Source organism: Sporosarcina pasadenensis, assembly GCF_047228845.1.
GTDB lineage: Bacteria > Bacillota > Bacilli > Bacillales_A > Planococcaceae > Sporosarcina.
Window position 1 is genome coordinate 74,825 of sequence record NZ_JBFEGM010000003.1, and the last position, 16,653, is coordinate 91,477.

17 protein-coding genes and 1 tRNA gene are annotated in these 16,653 nt (G+C 47.9%); 16 read left to right on the forward strand and 2 right to left on the reverse strand.

The window, feature by feature from the left end; all coding sequences use genetic code 11:
* Positions 1 to 4: 4 nt before the first annotated feature.
* Both whiA and AB1K89_RS05745 read left to right on the forward strand, forming a co-directional pair.
* Positions 5 to 952, forward strand: a complete 948-nt coding sequence (whiA, locus tag AB1K89_RS05740) for a DNA-binding protein WhiA (RefSeq protein ID WP_413053822.1) — start codon at positions 5 to 7, stop codon at positions 950 to 952.
* Positions 953 to 986: 34 nt separating this feature from the next.
* The gene (locus tag AB1K89_RS05745; RefSeq protein ID WP_413053823.1) at positions 987 to 1,244 is read left to right on the forward strand and encodes an HPr family phosphocarrier protein; all 258 of its coding nucleotides are present in this window, start codon (positions 987 to 989) and stop codon (positions 1,242 to 1,244) included.
* 105 nt (positions 1,245 to 1,349) lie between these two features.
* On the opposite strand, the gene AB1K89_RS05750 is transcribed toward AB1K89_RS05745, so the two are convergent.
* Positions 1,350 to 1,421: transfer RNA gene (locus AB1K89_RS05750), tRNA-Arg, on the reverse strand.
* A 177-nt stretch (positions 1,422 to 1,598) separates the two neighbouring features.
* Here AB1K89_RS05750 and clpP point away from each other — a divergent pair.
* Complete coding sequence (gene clpP, locus AB1K89_RS05755; RefSeq protein ID WP_413053824.1) at positions 1,599 to 2,201, forward strand: ATP-dependent Clp endopeptidase proteolytic subunit ClpP; 603 nt, start codon at positions 1,599 to 1,601, stop codon at positions 2,199 to 2,201.
* A 64-nt stretch (positions 2,202 to 2,265) separates the two neighbouring features.
* Here clpP and AB1K89_RS05760 read toward each other — a convergent pair whose 3' ends face one another.
* The gene (locus AB1K89_RS05760; protein ID WP_413053825.1) at positions 2,266 to 2,817 is read right to left on the reverse strand and encodes a hypothetical protein; all 552 of its coding nucleotides are present in this window, start codon (positions 2,815 to 2,817) and stop codon (positions 2,266 to 2,268) included.
* 169 nt (positions 2,818 to 2,986) lie between these two features.
* Between AB1K89_RS05760 and AB1K89_RS05765 the strand changes: the two genes are divergently transcribed.
* From AB1K89_RS05765 to smpB, 13 genes are all read left to right on the forward strand, one after another.
* The gene (locus tag AB1K89_RS05765) at positions 2,987 to 3,571 is read left to right on the forward strand and encodes a LemA family protein (protein WP_413053826.1); all 585 of its coding nucleotides are present in this window, start codon (positions 2,987 to 2,989) and stop codon (positions 3,569 to 3,571) included.
* On the forward strand, positions 3,568 to 4,389 hold the full coding sequence (locus AB1K89_RS05770) for a TPM domain-containing protein (protein ID WP_413053827.1): 822 nt from the start codon (positions 3,568 to 3,570) through the stop codon (positions 4,387 to 4,389). Before AB1K89_RS05765 ends, AB1K89_RS05770 begins: the two co-directional genes overlap by 4 nt.
* A gap of 282 nt (positions 4,390 to 4,671) precedes the next feature.
* On the forward strand, positions 4,672 to 4,899 hold the full coding sequence (locus tag AB1K89_RS05775) for a glutaredoxin family protein (RefSeq protein WP_413053828.1): 228 nt from the start codon (positions 4,672 to 4,674) through the stop codon (positions 4,897 to 4,899).
* Positions 4,900 to 5,036: 137 nt separating this feature from the next.
* Positions 5,037 to 6,071, forward strand: a complete 1,035-nt coding sequence (locus AB1K89_RS05780) for a sugar-binding transcriptional regulator (protein ID WP_413053829.1) — start codon at positions 5,037 to 5,039, stop codon at positions 6,069 to 6,071.
* A 49-nt stretch (positions 6,072 to 6,120) separates the two neighbouring features.
* A complete protein-coding gene (gap, locus tag AB1K89_RS05785; protein WP_413053830.1) occupies positions 6,121 to 7,128 on the forward strand; it encodes a type I glyceraldehyde-3-phosphate dehydrogenase in 1,008 nt (335 codons plus the stop codon).
* A gap of 281 nt (positions 7,129 to 7,409) precedes the next feature.
* Positions 7,410 to 8,591: a phosphoglycerate kinase gene (locus tag AB1K89_RS05790; RefSeq protein ID WP_413054018.1), complete on the forward strand. Its 1,182-nt coding sequence runs from the start codon at positions 7,410 to 7,412 to the stop codon at positions 8,589 to 8,591.
* Between the two features lie 13 nt (positions 8,592 to 8,604).
* Positions 8,605 to 9,366, forward strand: a complete 762-nt coding sequence (gene tpiA, locus AB1K89_RS05795; protein WP_413053831.1) for a triose-phosphate isomerase — start codon at positions 8,605 to 8,607, stop codon at positions 9,364 to 9,366.
* Positions 9,359 to 10,885, forward strand: coding sequence for a 2,3-bisphosphoglycerate-independent phosphoglycerate mutase (gpmI, locus tag AB1K89_RS05800; protein ID WP_413053832.1), 1,527 nt, complete (start codon positions 9,359 to 9,361; stop codon positions 10,883 to 10,885). Before tpiA ends, gpmI begins: the two co-directional genes overlap by 8 nt.
* Before the next feature lie 17 nt (positions 10,886 to 10,902).
* Positions 10,903 to 12,198 carry a phosphopyruvate hydratase gene (gene eno / locus AB1K89_RS05805; RefSeq protein WP_413053833.1) on the forward strand — a complete coding sequence of 432 codons (1,296 nt, stop codon included), beginning with the start codon at positions 10,903 to 10,905 and terminating at the stop codon, positions 12,196 to 12,198.
* 119 nt (positions 12,199 to 12,317) lie between these two features.
* Complete coding sequence (gene secG, locus AB1K89_RS05810) at positions 12,318 to 12,545, forward strand: preprotein translocase subunit SecG (RefSeq protein WP_251696892.1); 228 nt, start codon at positions 12,318 to 12,320, stop codon at positions 12,543 to 12,545.
* 393 nt (positions 12,546 to 12,938) lie between these two features.
* Positions 12,939 to 13,685 carry an alpha/beta hydrolase gene (locus AB1K89_RS05815; RefSeq protein ID WP_413053834.1) on the forward strand — a complete coding sequence of 249 codons (747 nt, stop codon included), beginning with the start codon at positions 12,939 to 12,941 and terminating at the stop codon, positions 13,683 to 13,685.
* Positions 13,686 to 13,773: 88 nt separating this feature from the next.
* On the forward strand, positions 13,774 to 16,062 hold the full coding sequence (rnr, locus tag AB1K89_RS05820) for a ribonuclease R (RefSeq protein ID WP_413054019.1): 2,289 nt from the start codon (positions 13,774 to 13,776) through the stop codon (positions 16,060 to 16,062).
* A gap of 60 nt (positions 16,063 to 16,122) precedes the next feature.
* Positions 16,123 to 16,590 carry an SsrA-binding protein SmpB gene (gene smpB / locus AB1K89_RS05825; protein WP_251701301.1) on the forward strand — a complete coding sequence of 156 codons (468 nt, stop codon included), beginning with the start codon at positions 16,123 to 16,125 and terminating at the stop codon, positions 16,588 to 16,590.
* Positions 16,591 to 16,653 lie beyond the last annotated feature (63 nt).

Below are 16,653 nucleotides of genomic sequence, written 5' to 3' on the forward strand. Positions count from 1 at the left end.
AATCATGTCTTTTGCATCTGAAGTAAAAAAGGAACTGACACAAATCGATTCCAAACAATGCTGTGTGAAAGCGGAAATCGCCGCCTTCATCAGAATGAACGGTGCCCTATCATTTTCGAATAAACAATTAAGCTTGGACGTGCAAACAGAAAATGCGGCAATCGCTAGGAGACTTTATTCAAATATTAAGAAGCTATATCCTTATAAAGTCGAGTTGCTCGTCCGTAAGAAAATGCGTCTGAAGAAGAACAACGTCTACATATGCCGAATTCGCGATGGAGCGAAGCAATTATTGGAGGACTTGTATATACTGACGGGTACCTTTCAATTTAAAAACGAGATTGTAGAGCAATTAGTGAAAAAGAAATGCTGCCAGAAATCGTATTTGCGTGGAGCATTTCTTGCAGGCGGCTCTGTCAACAATCCCGAAACTTCCTCCTATCACTTGGAGATTTTCTCTTTTTACAAAGAGCATAGTGAAGCATTAGTGGATTTAATGAATAAATACCAATTGAACGCGAAATCGATTGAACGTAAAAAAGGCTATATTGCCTATTTGAAAGAGGCGGAAAAGATTTCGGATTTCCTAGGATTGATCGGAGCGCACGTCTCCTTAATGAAATTCGAAGACGTCCGCATTCTGAGGGATATGCGAAACAGCGTCAATCGTCTTGTCAATTGTGAAACTGCCAATTTGAATAAGACGATAGGAGCGGCACAGAGACAAGTTGAAAATATCAAATTCATCCAGAGCACAATCGGACTGGATCAATTGCCTGACCGATTGCAGGAGATTGCGCAACTACGCATTGAACACCAGGACGTCACCTTGAAAGAGCTTGGTGAAATGGTGAGCGGCGGTACAGTAAGTAAATCCGGAGTGAATCATCGTCTTCGGAAGATCGAAGAAATCGCAGAAAATCTCCGTAGCGGAGGAATTGTAAGCCGATGATAGAACGAATCGGAAAGAAAGGAGTCGAAGGAGTATGGCGGAAAGAACGGTTGAAGTGAAAATGAAGACCGGGTTACAAGCACGACAAGCTGCACTATTCGTGCAAGAAGCAAATAGATTCACGGCAGATGTCTTTATAAAGAGGAATGAACGTCAAGTGAACGCGAAGAGTATCATGGGCGTAATGAGCTTGGCAATTGCTAGAGGTGCGGAAGTGACATTGATTGCGGAAGGCGTCGACGAAGACCAAGCAATCGAAACCCTTACAGAACTTGTTGAGAAAGAAAACTAATAATAAATAACAGCCGTTTCACTATGCATATAGGAAACGGCTGAAAAATAAAAAAAGCCGTAAACATGAAAAACATGTTTACAGGCTTCTTTAAAAACTCTATGACGCCCTCGGCAGGAGTCGAACCCACATTTTAAGAACCGGAATCTTACGTGCTATCCATTGCACCACGAGGGCAACTGTTATTAGTAACAGACAAGATTCATTATACAAAGAAAGTGGTATAATTGCAATACCTATTTTAAAAGCATTATATTTGACCTTTATTGACCATAATATGTATGATAGATGTACAGTTGAAACAAACGGTTTCAGCAGAACGAAAATCCTGACCATTCAAGAGGAGGAAATAACATGAATCTAATACCTACAGTCATTGAGCAAACAAACCGGGGAGAACGCGCTTATGATATCTACTCCCGTTTATTGAAAGACCGGATCATCATGCTAGGAAGCGGAATCGACGACAATGTGGCAAACTCCATTGTTGCCCAATTGCTATTCCTTGAAGCGGAAGATCCAGAGAAAGACATTTCCATCTACATTAATAGCCCGGGTGGAAGCATTACAGCGGGTATGGCGATTTACGATACGATGCAATTCGTCAAGCCAGATATCCAAACGATTTGTATCGGAATGGCCGCTTCAATGGGAGCTTTCCTTTTGACAGCAGGTACAGAAGGCAAACGTTATGCCCTTCCTAACGCAGAAGTGATGATTCACCAACCGCTTGGAGGAGCTCAAGGTCAGGCGACTGAAATTGAAATCGCAGCGAAACGCATTCTCTTCCTACGTGAAAAATTAAACACGATCCTTTCCGAGCGCACAGGGCAGCCTATTGACGTAATCGCGAAAGACACAGACCGTGATAACTTCATGACGGCTGAACGTGCTAAGGAATATGGTTTGATTGACCATATCATCACACGCAGCGACATGAAAGACATAAAGAAATAATAAGCTCACTAAAGCCGACTCTATTCGTAGAGTCGGCTTTTTTTGCGTGTAATTCGTCAAGGGATTAGTCAAGCAAGTGACACGCGTCCAAAGCAATCGCCCGTGCGTCCAAAGTAAGCGTCTCCGCGCTCAAAGCAACGGCCCCCGCGCTCAAAGCAGGCGTCCCTGCGCTCAAAGCGACGGTCCCCGTGCTCAAAGCAGGCGTTTCCGCGCTCAAAGCGACGTCCTCCGCGCTCAAAACGACGTCTCCCGCGCTCAAATCGACGGCCCCTGCGCTCAAAGCGACGTCTCCCGCGCTCAAAACAACGTCTCGCTCGCTCAAAGCAGGCGTCTCCGCGCTCAAAGCGACGTCCCCCGCGCTTAAAACGACGTCTCCCGCGCTCAAAGCAGGCGTCTCCGCGCTCAAAGCGACGTCCTCCGCGCTCAAAGCAACTGCCCCCGCGCTCAAAACGACGTCTCCCACGCTCAAAGCAGGCGTCTCCGCGCTCAAAGCGACGGCCTCTGCGCTCAAAGCGACGGCCTCTGCGCTCAAAGCGACGGCCTCTGCGCTCAAAGCGACGGCCTCCGCGCTCAAAACGACGTCTCCCGCGCTCAAAGCAGGCGTCTTCGCGCTCAAAGCGACGTCCCCCGAGCTCAGAACAATCACCTAAAAGCACAACCAGGATTTATTTTCATGGGGTTTGAAACCTTTTCGCATGACATACGATAAATAGTATATCAACTCAAGTGTTTCGTAAGCGATGCCGGTTGGGTATTGCACAATATATCGATTGGAGTGTGAAAAAATGAAAAGGATATTAGGACCAATAGCAATCATTGTTGTAATCCTTGTAGTACTTGGCGTTATGCTAGTGCCAAGCTATAACAAATTTGTCAACTTGGAAGAGAATGTTGATCAATCATATGCACAAGTCGAAAATCAGTTGCAGCGCAGGCTTGATTTGATTCCGAACTTGGTGAGCACAGTCAAAGGATATGCGAGTCACGAGAAGGAAGTGATTGCTTCAATATCCGATGCCCGCGCGAAACTTGCTGGAGCGAGAGGACCTGAAGAACAGGCGGCTGCGGATACGGAGCTATCGAACGCGCTTGGACGATTGCTCGTCGTTGTGGAGAATTATCCTGATTTGAAAGCCAATCAGAACTTCGCGCAATTGATGGATGAACTTGCCGGAACGGAAAACAGGATCGGCGTAGCAAGGATGGATTATAACAATGTCGTCGCCGACTACAATAGGCAGACGAAGCGTTTTCCAGGTAGACTCGTCGCTTCGATATTCGGGTTCGAACAGAAGGAATATTTCAAAGCGAATGCAGCTGCAAACGAAGCACCAAAAGTCGAATTCGATTTCGGAGATGGCAGTAAGTGATCCGCACCGCTTTCCGTTGCATGATTGCTGTATGTCTTAGCTTTATGATCATGCCGGCGATGGCGTTGGCAGCTGACGTCCCACCGTGGAATGAGATGGATTACTATATTCAAGATCATTCAGGTATTTTATCCGCAGAACAGAAAGCTGAGCTGAACCGGTTAGGTGGAAACTTGAATGGTGCGACAAGTGCTGAGCTTGCTGTACTCATATTGCCGAGTATTGGGGATGAAGCGGTTGATACATTCGCCGTAAAGGCGCTAAGGGAATACAAGCTTGGCAAAAAGAGCGAAAACAACGGAGCATTGCTAGTCGTGACGACGACCCCGAATTCTAGTGGTAAAAGGCATTTCTATTTGTCTACTGGATATGGACTGGAAGGCGCATTGCCCGACGGAAAAATTGGCAGAATCATGGATGAAGTGTCTATACCATATTTAAGAAACGGACAACCGGATTTGGCAATTATGGAAGGATATAAATCGTTTTATAACGAAATAGCTGCAGAATACGGGTGGAATGGTGAAGTTGCCGAAGTGAACACGCTCGCTGGCCAAGGCGGCGGATCAGGCATCGGCATCCCTTCCCCAATTATCATTTTCATTATTATCTTTCTGCTCTTCCGTTTCATGGGCGGTGGCCGCGGAGGTGGCGGCGGTCCGGGCGGAAGAAGAAGAGGCCGAGGCGGGATGATCTTCTTCCCTGGTGGCTTTGGCGGAGGCGGTTTCGGTGGTGGCGGCTTCGGCGGCGGTGGAGGAGGAGGCTTCTCCGGTGGCGGCGGTTCCGGTGGCGGAGGCGGCGCAGGTCGAAGTTGGTGAACTCAAAAGCGTAGGGCGCTCGCTATTTCTGCTCATAACGCTTAGCTTTTACTCGCAAAAGCTGTTCTTCGTGACAGCTTTAGCTGTGACAGGCATAAGGCAGATCTGCGAAACGGCGTCCTTTGCCGTGCAGCAGAGCTGACTTATGACCCGAGCAGCTAGCGCCCGGAGTCTAGACGGCACAAGAGTCGGAGGAAACTTAAAAGCGGTGTTTCGCAATTCTTTTGCGAAACGCCGTTTTTCATTTATACTGAATGAAAATACGATCTTGAGGTGTTCTACATGCATGTTCAATTTTACACAAAAAAAGGCTGTCATTTATGTGACGAGGCGGAATCGATGATGAAGCTCGTACAGGAGGATTTTCCGTTGACGTGGTCGACAATTGACATTGAAACGGACGATGAAAGCCATGAGAAATATATGATGATGATTCCTGTCTTAGAGAAGGATGGCGAAGTGCTCTTATATGGTTCCATCGGTTACGTGGATTTAATCGATTTATTCTAAAAATAAATATCAAGAAGTTTGAACTTATTGACGGTGAGGTATATACTAATAATAAGATTTATATTTTTTTGTAGTAGGTGGGACAAATAATTAACAGGTGGGTCGAATTCGTCCTATCGTGAAAGAGGGGTTTACCAATGATCCCGAAAATTATAGAGGCGCAACGAAAGCTTGTGCCAGAAATGATGGAGTTATTACATCAGCGGTACAAAGTTTTGAAATTCATCGAAGTCGCGGGTCCAATCGGAAGAAGACCGCTCGGCCAGATGGCGGATATATCGGAACGGGAATGTCGGAACTTGTTGGAAACAATGCGTGCGGAAGGGCTTATCCGCGTTGCGAAGGAAGGCGCGACCATTACGAATGAAGGTGCAGCAGTCCTCGACTCGCTCGGACCGACTATCGATGAGTGGACCGGGCAAGGGTTAGTCGCAAGGAAATTGGGTTCCTTATTAGGAATTCAATACGTAAAAATCGTCCCGGGAGACTGTGATGAAAATCCGGCAGTCAAAAGTCTGATGGGAAAAGAAGCTGCCGCAGAATTCATGTGCCGGATAGGGGACGGTAAGATCATTGCCGTCACAGGCGGAAGCACGGTCGCGGCCATACCGCAGCACATCCATTCCATCGAAGATGCCGACCATTTGCACTTCATTGCGGCGAGAGGCGGGGTCGGGGATGATATCGGATTGCAGGCGAATGTCATTGCCGCCTCATTCGCAGAAGCTAGCGGAGGGACGTACAGCACGTTTTATTACCCCGAGTCGCTAAGTGTAGAAGCACATCAAATCTTCAAGCGGGAGCCGACCGCTATCCGCATGATGGAGCTTTACGAGAAGACGGATTGCGTTCTTCATGGAATCGGAAATGCGCATCATATGGCGGACTTACGGAATACGCCTGAGGAGGAATGTGTTCATCTGCGGGAGCAAGGCGCGAAAGGTGAAGCATTCGGCTATTATTTTGACGCAAAAGGAAACGTCGTCCATCGGATCAGGACAGTCGGCATCCAGACAGAGCAGTTGAAGAAAGTGCCGCTCATCATCGCTGTTGCAGGCGGGAAAAGCAAGGCGGATGCAATTATGTCTTATATGGAAAGCGCCCCGCGCCAAACGATTCTTGTCACGGATGAAGGTGCTGCGCATGCGATGCTTGCGGAAATGGAAGATTAACTTCGGTAATTATGTAAATACTTGAATTGAATTATAGGAGGTAACGGAAATGACAATTAAAATGGCGATTAACGGATTTGGACGTATTGGTAGGGTGGTCTTCAGGGAAGCGCAAAAGCATGATGACATCGAGATCGTTGCAGTCAATGATTTGACGGATGCACAAATGCTTGCTCATCTTCTGAAATACGACTCGGTGCACGGAATTTTTGACGCTGAAGTCGGTTCGGAGGAAGACCATCTCGTTGTCGATGGCAAGAAGATTAAAGTGTACGCTGAAAAAGATCCTGTACAATTGCCTTGGGGCGAATTGGATATCGATGTCGTCATCGAATCGACTGGTGTCTTCAGAGACGAAAAAGCGCTCATGAAGCATATCGAAGCAGGAGCGAAGAGAGTGATCTTGTCGGCACCGGCTAAAGGGGATATGAAAACGCTCGTCATGGGTGTGAATGAAGAATCGTATGATCCTGCAAATGACAAAGTCGTTTCCAATGCATCTTGTACGACAAACTGCCTTGCGCCTGTCGTCAAAGTATTACAGGATCAATTTGGTATTAACAAGGGCATGATGACGACAGTCCATTCATACACGAATGACCAACGGATTTTGGATTTGCCGCATTCCGACTATCGACGTGCCCGTGCAGCGGCTGAGTCGATGATTCCTACAACGACAGGCGCTGCTTCCGCAGTGACGAAAGTAATCCCAGAATTGAAAGGGAAGCTCGATGGTATGGCAGTACGCGTTCCTACGCCGAACGTATCACTCGTCGATTTCGTCGCAGAGCTGTCAACGGAAGTGACAGTGGAAGATGTGAATGCCGCTTTGAGAAAGGCTTCTGAAAACGAATTAAAAGGGATTCTCTACTATAATGAAATTCCACTCGTGTCAACGGATTACAACGGAAATACTGCATCCTCGACTGTCGACGGCCTATCGACGATGGTACTGGGTGACAATATGGTGAAAGTCATCGCTTGGTATGACAATGAAACAGGCTATTCTGCCCGCTGCATCGATTTGGCTCTTTACATGAATAAAAAAGGCATCTAAGCAGGCGCCCTACGCTTTTGTTATCGTCTAGACTCCGGGCGCCAGGAGCTCGGGGTCATAAGTCAAAGCTACTCTGTGGCAAAAAGCGCCACGCCGCATCTTCGCCTTATGCCCGTCGCCCCTAAGCAGGCGCCCTGCGCTTTTGGTGTAAAACATAGCCATTCTTATGGCGACCCATTATAATAGATAATTGGGTAGGAGGAACGGAAGACCCGTTCCTCTTTTTAATATTCCTCGCCGTTTCTGGCGCTTAACTTTCTTGGAAGGGTGCGGTTTACGTGATAGCCAAACAAACGATCAAAGATATTGAACTGGACGGAAAGCGTGTATTTTGCCGTGTCGATTTCAATGTACCGATGGAAAACGGTGAAGTAGCGGATGATACAAGAATCCGTGCTGCCATTCCTACGATTGAATTCATGGCGGAAAAAGGGGCGAAAGTGATTCTCGCAAGTCATCTCGGGAGGCCGAAAGGTGAAGTGAACGAGGACATGAGACTCACAGCGGCCGGGGAAAGATTAGCGGAGCTCCTCGGGAAAAACGTGAAGAAGCTTGATACTTCCGTTGGAGAAGAAGTGGAACGAGCGGTTGCCGACATGAAGGCAGGCGACATCATTCTTCTGGAAAACGTCAGATTCCACGCCGGGGAGGAAAAGAATGATCCGGAACTAGCGAAAAAGTTCGCGGAACTTGCAGATGTCTTCGTCAATGATGCATTCGGTGCAGCTCATCGTGCACACGCTTCCACTGCAGGAATTGCCCAATACATACCAGCAGTAAGCGGATTTTTACTTGAAAAGGAACTAGAAGTACTCGGGAAGGCGTTGTCCAATCCGGAGCGTCCGTTTACAGCCATTATCGGCGGCGCGAAAGTGAAAGATAAGATTGGCGTCATCGACAATCTGTTGGACAATGTGGATCATTTATTGATCGGAGGCGGCCTTTCCTATACGTTCACGAGAGCGGAAGGGTATGAAACAGGCAACTCCCTCGTCGAAGAAGATAAAATTGAGCTTGCTCAATCATTCATTCAAAAAGCGAAAGAGAAAAACGTCAAACTCCATTTGCCGGTCGATGCGGTAGTGGCGGATGCGTTTTCTGAAAATGCAAACGTGAAAACGGTTAAAATCGATAAAATCCCGGAAGGCTGGATGGGACTCGATATCGGACCGGAAACGGCTGAAATGTATGCGGATGTCATCCGAAATTCCAAGCTTATCATTTGGAATGGGCCGATGGGTGTTTTCGAAATGGAACCGTTTGCAGAAGGTACGAAGAAAGTAGCACTTGCGATGGCTGAAACGGAAGCATACACAGTTATCGGCGGTGGGGATTCTGCCGCGGCTGTCGAAAAGTTCGACGTTGCTGATAAAATGGATCATGTGTCAACAGGCGGCGGTGCATCCTTGGAGTTCATGGAAGGAAAAGAATTGCCAGGCGTAACGGCGCTGAATGATAAGTGACGGAGGAAGAAAAATGCGAAAACGAATCATTGCAGGTAACTGGAAAATGTATAAAACGATGGACGAAGCAAAAAACTTTGTTACAGAAGTGAAAGACCGCTTGCCGGAAACGGACAAGATCGACGCGGTCATTTGTCCACCCTCTCTTTATTTGTCTGAGCTTGTGAAATTGACGGAAGGCACTCCACTTAGGATCGGAGCTCAAACGATGCATGACGTCGACGAAGGCGCATTCACAGGGGAAGTAAGTCCGAAAATGTTAGCGGACTTGAATGTGCCATACGTCATCCTCGGCCATTCTGAACGTCGTCAATATTTCAATGAAACAGACGAAGCGGTGAATCGTAAAGTGTTGGCAGCGTTCTCGAAAGGACTGACGCCGATCGTCTGTGTCGGAGAAAGCCTAGAAGAGCGGGAAGCAGGGAAGACAGTCGAGACGGTTGCAGTCCAAGTGCAAAAAGCGTTTGAAGGAGTCAACGCAGAGCAGGCTAAAGTTGCGATTATCGCTTACGAGCCGATCTGGGCAATTGGAACAGGCAAAACTGCGACTGCTCAAGATGCGAATGAAGTATGCGGGGAAATCCGTGCTGAAATCGGCAAGCTCTATGATGACGAGACAGCTTCGGCTCTTCGCATCCAGTATGGCGGCAGCGTGAAACCTGGCAATATTGGCGAGTTGCTTTCGATGGAGCATATCGATGGCGCCCTTGTCGGAGGAGCTAGCCTTGAACCGGATTCATTCCTTGAAATGATCGGAGTGGCGGCTAATGACTAAAGCGCCAGTCGCATTGATCATCTTGGATGGCTTCGGCTTGCGTGAGGAACGGTTCGGCAATGCAGTCGCACAAGCGAGCACACCGAATTTCGATATCCTCTGGAACGAATACCCGCACTCGACGTTAACCGCTTGCGGTGAAGCTGTCGGCCTTCCAGAAGGGCAGATGGGGAACTCGGAAGTCGGCCATTTGAACATCGGTGCAGGCCGGATCGTCTATCAAAGCTTGACCCGTATCAATAAGTCCATTAAGGATGGGGACTTCATGACGAACCCGGCGTTGCTTGGAGCGATTGAACACGTAAAGCAGCAAGATTCTTCACTCCATCTGATGGGGCTTTTATCAGATGGCGGTGTACATAGCCATTACGAGCATTTATTCGCCCTCCTACGCCTCGCCAAAATGCATGGAATTAAGAAAGTATTTATTCATGCATTCCTTGACGGAAGGGACGTCGGTCCACAGACCGCTCCGGGTTATGTCGAGCAGACCGAAAAGGTGATGGAAGGACTTGAAGTCGGTAAAATCGCCACGGTTTCCGGGCGTTTCTACGCGATGGACCGGGATAAAAGATGGGACCGGGTGGAGCGCGCATACCGGGCGATTGTCGACGGTACGGGTGCGACATTCAAAAATGCTGCACAAGGCATCCTCTCCTCGTATGACGAAGGTATCCATGATGAGTTCGTGGAACCGTTCATCATAGAGGAGGAAGGCAAGCCGGTCGCGACAGTGAAAGATGGAGACGCAGTCGTGTTCTTCAATTTCCGTCCCGATCGCGCCATTCAATTGTCGAAGGCATTTACGGATCCCGCGTTCGACGGCTTCCATACCGGACCGGAAACGTTTGACAACTTGAAGTTCGTATCATTTACGCATTATAGCGACGAAGTTCGGGCAGACGTTGTTTTCGGAAATGAAAACTTGGAGAACACGCTTGGCGAAGTGCTTTCGAAAAACGGCCTCCGGCAGCTGCGGATTGCCGAAACAGAGAAATACCCACATGTGACGTTTTTCATGAGTGGCGGCAAGGAAGATGAGTTCGAAGGCGAGAAACGGATTCTGATCGCAAGTCCGAAAGTCGCAACATATGATTTGAAGCCGGAAATGAGTGCCGTTGAAGTGACGGAGGCGTTGCTGAAAGAGATAGAGGCTGAAACGCAGGACGCCATTATCCTTAATTTTGCGAACCCTGACATGGTCGGACATAGTGGGATGCTTGAACCGACGATCAAAGCGATCGAAACGGTCGATGCATGCCTCGGAAGAATCATTGACGCCCTCATGCTAAAAGGCGGGACGGCAATCGTCACTGCGGACCACGGGAATTCAGACGAAGTCGTGACGATGGAAGGTAAGCCGATGACCGCACATACGACAAACCCTGTGCCGGTCATCATCACAAAACCTGATATCGAGTTGCGGGAAGGCGGTATACTATCGGACCTTGCCCCGACAATGCTAAAATTATTGGAAGTCGAACAGCCGGAAGAAATGTCCGGAACACCATTATTCTAATAAAGGGAGAGATTGAAATGCCAATCATTACTCATATCCAAGCAAGAGAAGTTCTTGATTCACGCGGTAACCCGACTGTTGAAGTTGAAGTGTTTACAGAAAGCGGAGCGTTCGGCCGCGCCATCGTTCCTTCAGGCGCTTCCACAGGTGAATACGAGGCAGTCGAACTGCGCGACGGAGACGCATCCCGTTATCTTGGAAAAGGTGTTTTAAAAGCGGTTGATCATGTCAATGAAATCATTGCGGATGAAATCGTGGACAATTACTCAGTGTTAGATCAAGTTGTCGTTGACAATGCGCTGCTTGAACTGGATGGCACAAAGAATAAAGGCAAACTTGGCGCAAACGCGATCCTAGGCGTTTCCATGGCAGTAGCACACGCTGCAGCGGATTACTTGGACCTTCCGCTTTACCAATACCTTGGCGGCGTAAACGCGAAGCAACTGCCTGTTCCGATGATGAACATATTGAACGGCGGAGAGCATGCGGATAACAACGTCGATATCCAGGAATTCATGGTCATGCCGGTAGGCGCGGAATCATTCCGTCACGGTCTCCGCATGGGAACTGAAATTTTCCATAGCCTGAGAGACGTCTTGAAATCGAAAGGCCTAAACACTTCTGTTGGTGATGAAGGCGGTTTCGCACCGAACTTAGCATCCAACGAAGAAGCGCTATCGACAATTATGGAAGCAATCGAAAAAGCAGGTTACAAACCAGGCGAAGAAGTACTGCTCGCAATGGATGTCGCTGCTTCCGAGTTCTACGACAGCAAAGCGAACCATTACCGTTTAGCGGGAGAAGGAATTACGAAGACGTCCGAGGAAATGGTTGCTTGGTATGAAGAGCTTTGCTCAAAATATCCGATCGTTTCGATCGAAGACGGCCTTGATGAAAACGACTGGGCTGGACATAAGCTGTTGACAGAGCGTCTTGGCTCAAAAGTTCAATTGGTCGGTGACGATCTTTTCGTTACGAACACTGAAAAATTGGAGCGCGGCATCAATGAAGGCGTCGGCAACTCGATCCTCATCAAAGTGAACCAAATCGGCACATTGACTGAAACATTCGATGCAATCGAAATGGCGAAACGCGCAGGCTACACTGCAGTCATCTCCCACCGTTCAGGTGAATCCGAGGATACGACAATTGCAGACATCGCTGTGGCGACAAATGCGGGTCAAATTAAGACAGGTGCACCATCACGTACAGACCGCGTCGCAAAATACAACCAATTGCTCCGCATTGAGGACCAATTGGATGAAACAGCAGTTTACCTTGGAACGAAAACGTTCTATAACCTGAAAAAATGATCCAATGAATCAGCCGGCTTTTGCCGGCTGATTGCTTTTAACTCGAAATTTGTTGTAACAGTGAAAAATGTTTGATAGAATATAAATGTTGAGATGCTCTACGCAGGAGGTGGAACAAAGTGCATGCTTTGTTAATGACGTTGCTATTAATCGTATCATTGGCGTTGATTGTCGTTGTATTATTGCAATCCGGAAAAAGTGCAGGTCTGTCTGGAGCCATCTCCGGTGGTGCCGAACAACTTTTTGGGAAACAGAAAGCGCGAGGATTAGACTTGGTGCTTCAAAGAGTGACAATTGTACTTTCAATTTTATTTTTCATTTTGGCGATTGCCATCGTGAAGATTTAATCGGAATTATATAATCGCATAACTGACAAACGCCTGGCCACCCGTATGGTCGGGCGTTTTTTTCCTCTATGAAAAGGGAATGATAGTATACATAAGGGTATTTTTATTTAATTCTACATTAATTGATGTAATGATAGGATGGGAGCGAAAGGCGGCGACTCCGGCGGGAATAGCGCGAGCTGAAGACCCTGGACTGAGCGAAAGCCGTAACGAAGGACGGCTTTTGCGACCAAAAGCGAAGCGTTGGGAGCACGTGCTGTCTAATTTCTGCACAAAACGCAGAAATTAGACAAATCGAACCCTGCGCTGTTCGATTGGCTGAAGCCGTGCCCGCGGAAAGCGTCCGCCTGTAGCGGAAATCATACTTTCTTAGTATTGAAAGGGTGTTGGGGAATGAGAATTGCACAACCGAAGCCATTCTTTTTTGAAAGTGGCAAACGGGCCGTGTTGCTATTGCACGGCTTCACCGGAACATCCGCTGACGTCAGGATGCTCGGCCGATTTTTAGAGAAGAAAGGCTATACATCACTAGCGCCGCACTACAAAGGACATGGCGTCCCGCCGGAACAACTGATCGAAACAGGTCCGGACGAATGGTGGGAAGACGTCGTTGAAGGATACAATCAGTTAAAGGAAGCCGGATACGAAGAAATCGCAGTCGGAGGATTATCTTTAGGCGGCGTATTTTCATTGAAATTAGGGGTTAAAATGCCAGTGAAGGGTATTGTAACAATGTGCTCGCCGATGATAATGAAAACACCGGATAAATTATATGAAGGCGTATTGAAGTATGCTTCGGATTATAAAAGATATGAAGGAAAAACGGCAGCTGAAATCGAAGAAGAAGTCGATGTGCTCCGCGGTAAAACGATGCCGTCGCTCGCCGACTTAAAGCCGCTTGTCGACGATGTGAAAGAGCAGCTTCCGGAAATCGATGCTCCACTCCTCGTTATCCAATCAAGGAATGACGACGTAATTGATCCGGATTCTGCAAATATCATTTATGACAATGCTGCGTCCAAACAGAAGCATATCGAGTGGTTCGAAAAATCCGGTCATGTCATTACGCTCGATCCGGAAAAAGAACAGCTTCATGAAGATGTATTTCAATTTCTTGAATCACTTGACTGGAACGTGTGAAAATGGAATTAGTTGACGATAGTTATGAATGGAGGGATGGTAATTGGATTTTATTGACGAAGAGTTAAAAACAAGACTGTTGTCTTTCATGAAAGAGGAATCGTATAAACCATTGACGGTTCAGGAAATCCAGGAGTCATTAGGTATTGAAGGGGCTGCGGAATTCAAGGAGCTAGTCAAAATGCTCGTGCAGCTCGAACAAAAAGGTGATATTGTCCGTTCCCGTACAAACCGTTACGGCGTCCCGGAGCGCATGAACCTAGTAAGAGGTAAATTCATCGGACATGCGAAAGGGTTCGGTTTCGTCACACCGGAAACGGATGGAATGGACGATATATTCATTCCGCCGCCTGAAGTGAACGGTGCGATGAACGGGGATATCGTACTCGTACGAGTTTCGAAAGGTGATTACGGCGACCGGCGCGAAGGAGCGATCATTCGAATCGCTGAACGTAAAACGACGAAGGTTGTCGGAACGTACCAGGATAACCGAGGCTTCGGTTTTGTCATCCCGGATGATAAGAAGCTTCCGATGGATATTTTCATCGGAAAAGGGAATTCGCTCGACGCTGTAGATGGACATAAAGTCGTCGTGGAAATTACGGAATGGCCGAGCGAGCTGAAGTCGGCAACCGGCATGGTCGTGCAAATCCTTGGACATAAGAACGATCCTGGGGTCGACATCTTATCAATCATCCATAAGCACGGCATTGTAGTCGAGTTCCCACAAGAAGTGATGGATCAGGCGAATAAAACACCGGATGAAGTGCAGGAGAAGGATCTGTTCAAACGCCGCGACTTACGAAAGGATCTTGTCATAACGATAGACGGGGCCGATGCAAAGGACTTGGATGATGCCATTTCGCTCGTCAAGAACGATAATGGGACATATACGTTATCCGTCCATATCGCGGATGTCAGTTATTATGTGCAGGAGAACACGCCGCTCGACGACGAAGCGTATGATCGTGCGACGAGCGTCTATTTAACGGACAGGGTCATCCCGATGCTTCCGCATAAGCTATCGAACGGTATTTGTTCCTTGAATCCTCACGTGGATCGCCTGACGATGTCATGTGAGATGACAATCGATGGCAGCGGGAAAGTTATCGATCATGAAATTTTTGAAAGCGTAATACAATCAAAGGAACGAATGACGTATACGGACGTCTATAAGATCATCGAGGAAAAAGATGAAGAGCTCATGAAAAAGTACGAGCATATCGTTCCGATGCTGAATGATATGGCTGAACTCGCATCCATCTTGAGACAGAAACGGATTGACCGCGGCGCCATTGACTTCGATTTCAAGGAATCGAAAGTGATTGTCGACGAACAAGGATGGCCGACTGATATTGTCATAAGGGAACGTACAGCGGCGGAACGCCTCATCGAGGAGTTCATGTTGGCTGCGAACGAAACGGTTGCCGAGCACTTCCACTGGCTACAAGTGCCGTTCCTTTATCGGATCCACGAAGACCCGAAAGCGGAAAAGCTCCAACGTTTCTTCGAGTTTCTGACAAACTTCGGTATTGTCGTGAAAGGGACGGGGAATAAAGTGCATCCTCGGGCCTTGCAGGAAATTGTCGAGTCAATCGAAGGCATGCCGGAAGAGACGGTCATTTCGACAATGCTCCTCCGTTCGATGCAGCAGGCGAAGTATTTCGAAGAGAGTCTAGGCCACTTCGGATTGTCAGCCGATTTCTATACGCATTTCACGTCGCCGATCAGACGTTATCCGGACCTCATCGTCCATAGGCTGATCCGTACGTATTTGATTAATAAGGATGTATCTTCGGAGACGGTTGCACATTGGAACGCAAACATGTCTGAAATCGCGCAGCACACGTCCGAGCGTGAACGACGGGCGGTTGATGCGGAACGCGATACGGACGCATTGAAGAAGGCTCAGTACATGCTCGATAAGATTGGCGAAGAGTTCGACGGCGTCATTTCGTCGGTGACAAACTTCGGCATGTTCGTAGAACTGGAAAACACCGTGGAAGGGCTCGTCCATGTCAGCTATATGACGGATGACTATTACCGTTTCGACGACCGTCAAATGATGATGATCGGCGAGCATACCGGCAAACAGTTCCGGATCGGCGATGAAGTGACGATCCGCGTCGTTTCCGTCAAGCCTGAGGAATCGGCAATCGACTTTGAAATTGCAGGGATGAAGCAGTCATTCCACCGGAAACGGAAAGAGACGCCAAAAGTCATCCATGCGAAAAAGCCATCAAGTGGCGGCGGGCGGCGGGGAGATTCCGATAAGCCTAAAGGTGACAAGAAAAAAAGCGCACCGAGCCAGAAGAAGAAGTTCTACGAAGGTGTAGCGAAAAAGAAGAAGAAACAGGCTCCGAGAAAGAGAAAATAAAAGTGGCGGCATTCGTTGAGGCGAGTGCCGCGGCATTTTTAATTGTGGGGGGATACCATTATGGCTAAAGGTCAAGGGAAAGTACTGGCCATCAATAAAAAAGCGAACCATGACTTTGCGATTGAAGAAACGATTGAAGCAGGGATTGTGCTGCAAGGAACGGAAATCAAATCGATCCGTAACGGCAAAGTGCAATTGCGCGATGCGTTCGTCCTGATCCGGAACAATGAAGCATGGATTTCTAACATGCATATCAGTCCGTACGAACAGGGAAATCAATTCAACCACGATCCATTGCGTTCGCGCAAGCTGCTACTCCATAAGAAACAAATAGCAACGCTGCTTGGGCAGACAAAGCAGGAAGGCTTCGCAATCGTTCCGCTGAAAATGTACTTAAAAGACGGTTTCGCGAAAGTATTGATTGGCATCGGTAAAGGGAAGAAACTCTACGATAAACGTGAGGATCTAAAGAAGAAGGAAGCGAAACGCGAAGTGGAGCGTGCCTTCAAAGCGAAACAGCAGTATTGATTTTTACGTCAAAATGTAGTATGATACTAGTAGTGATATAGTTCAGAAGCCTTTCAACAGGCA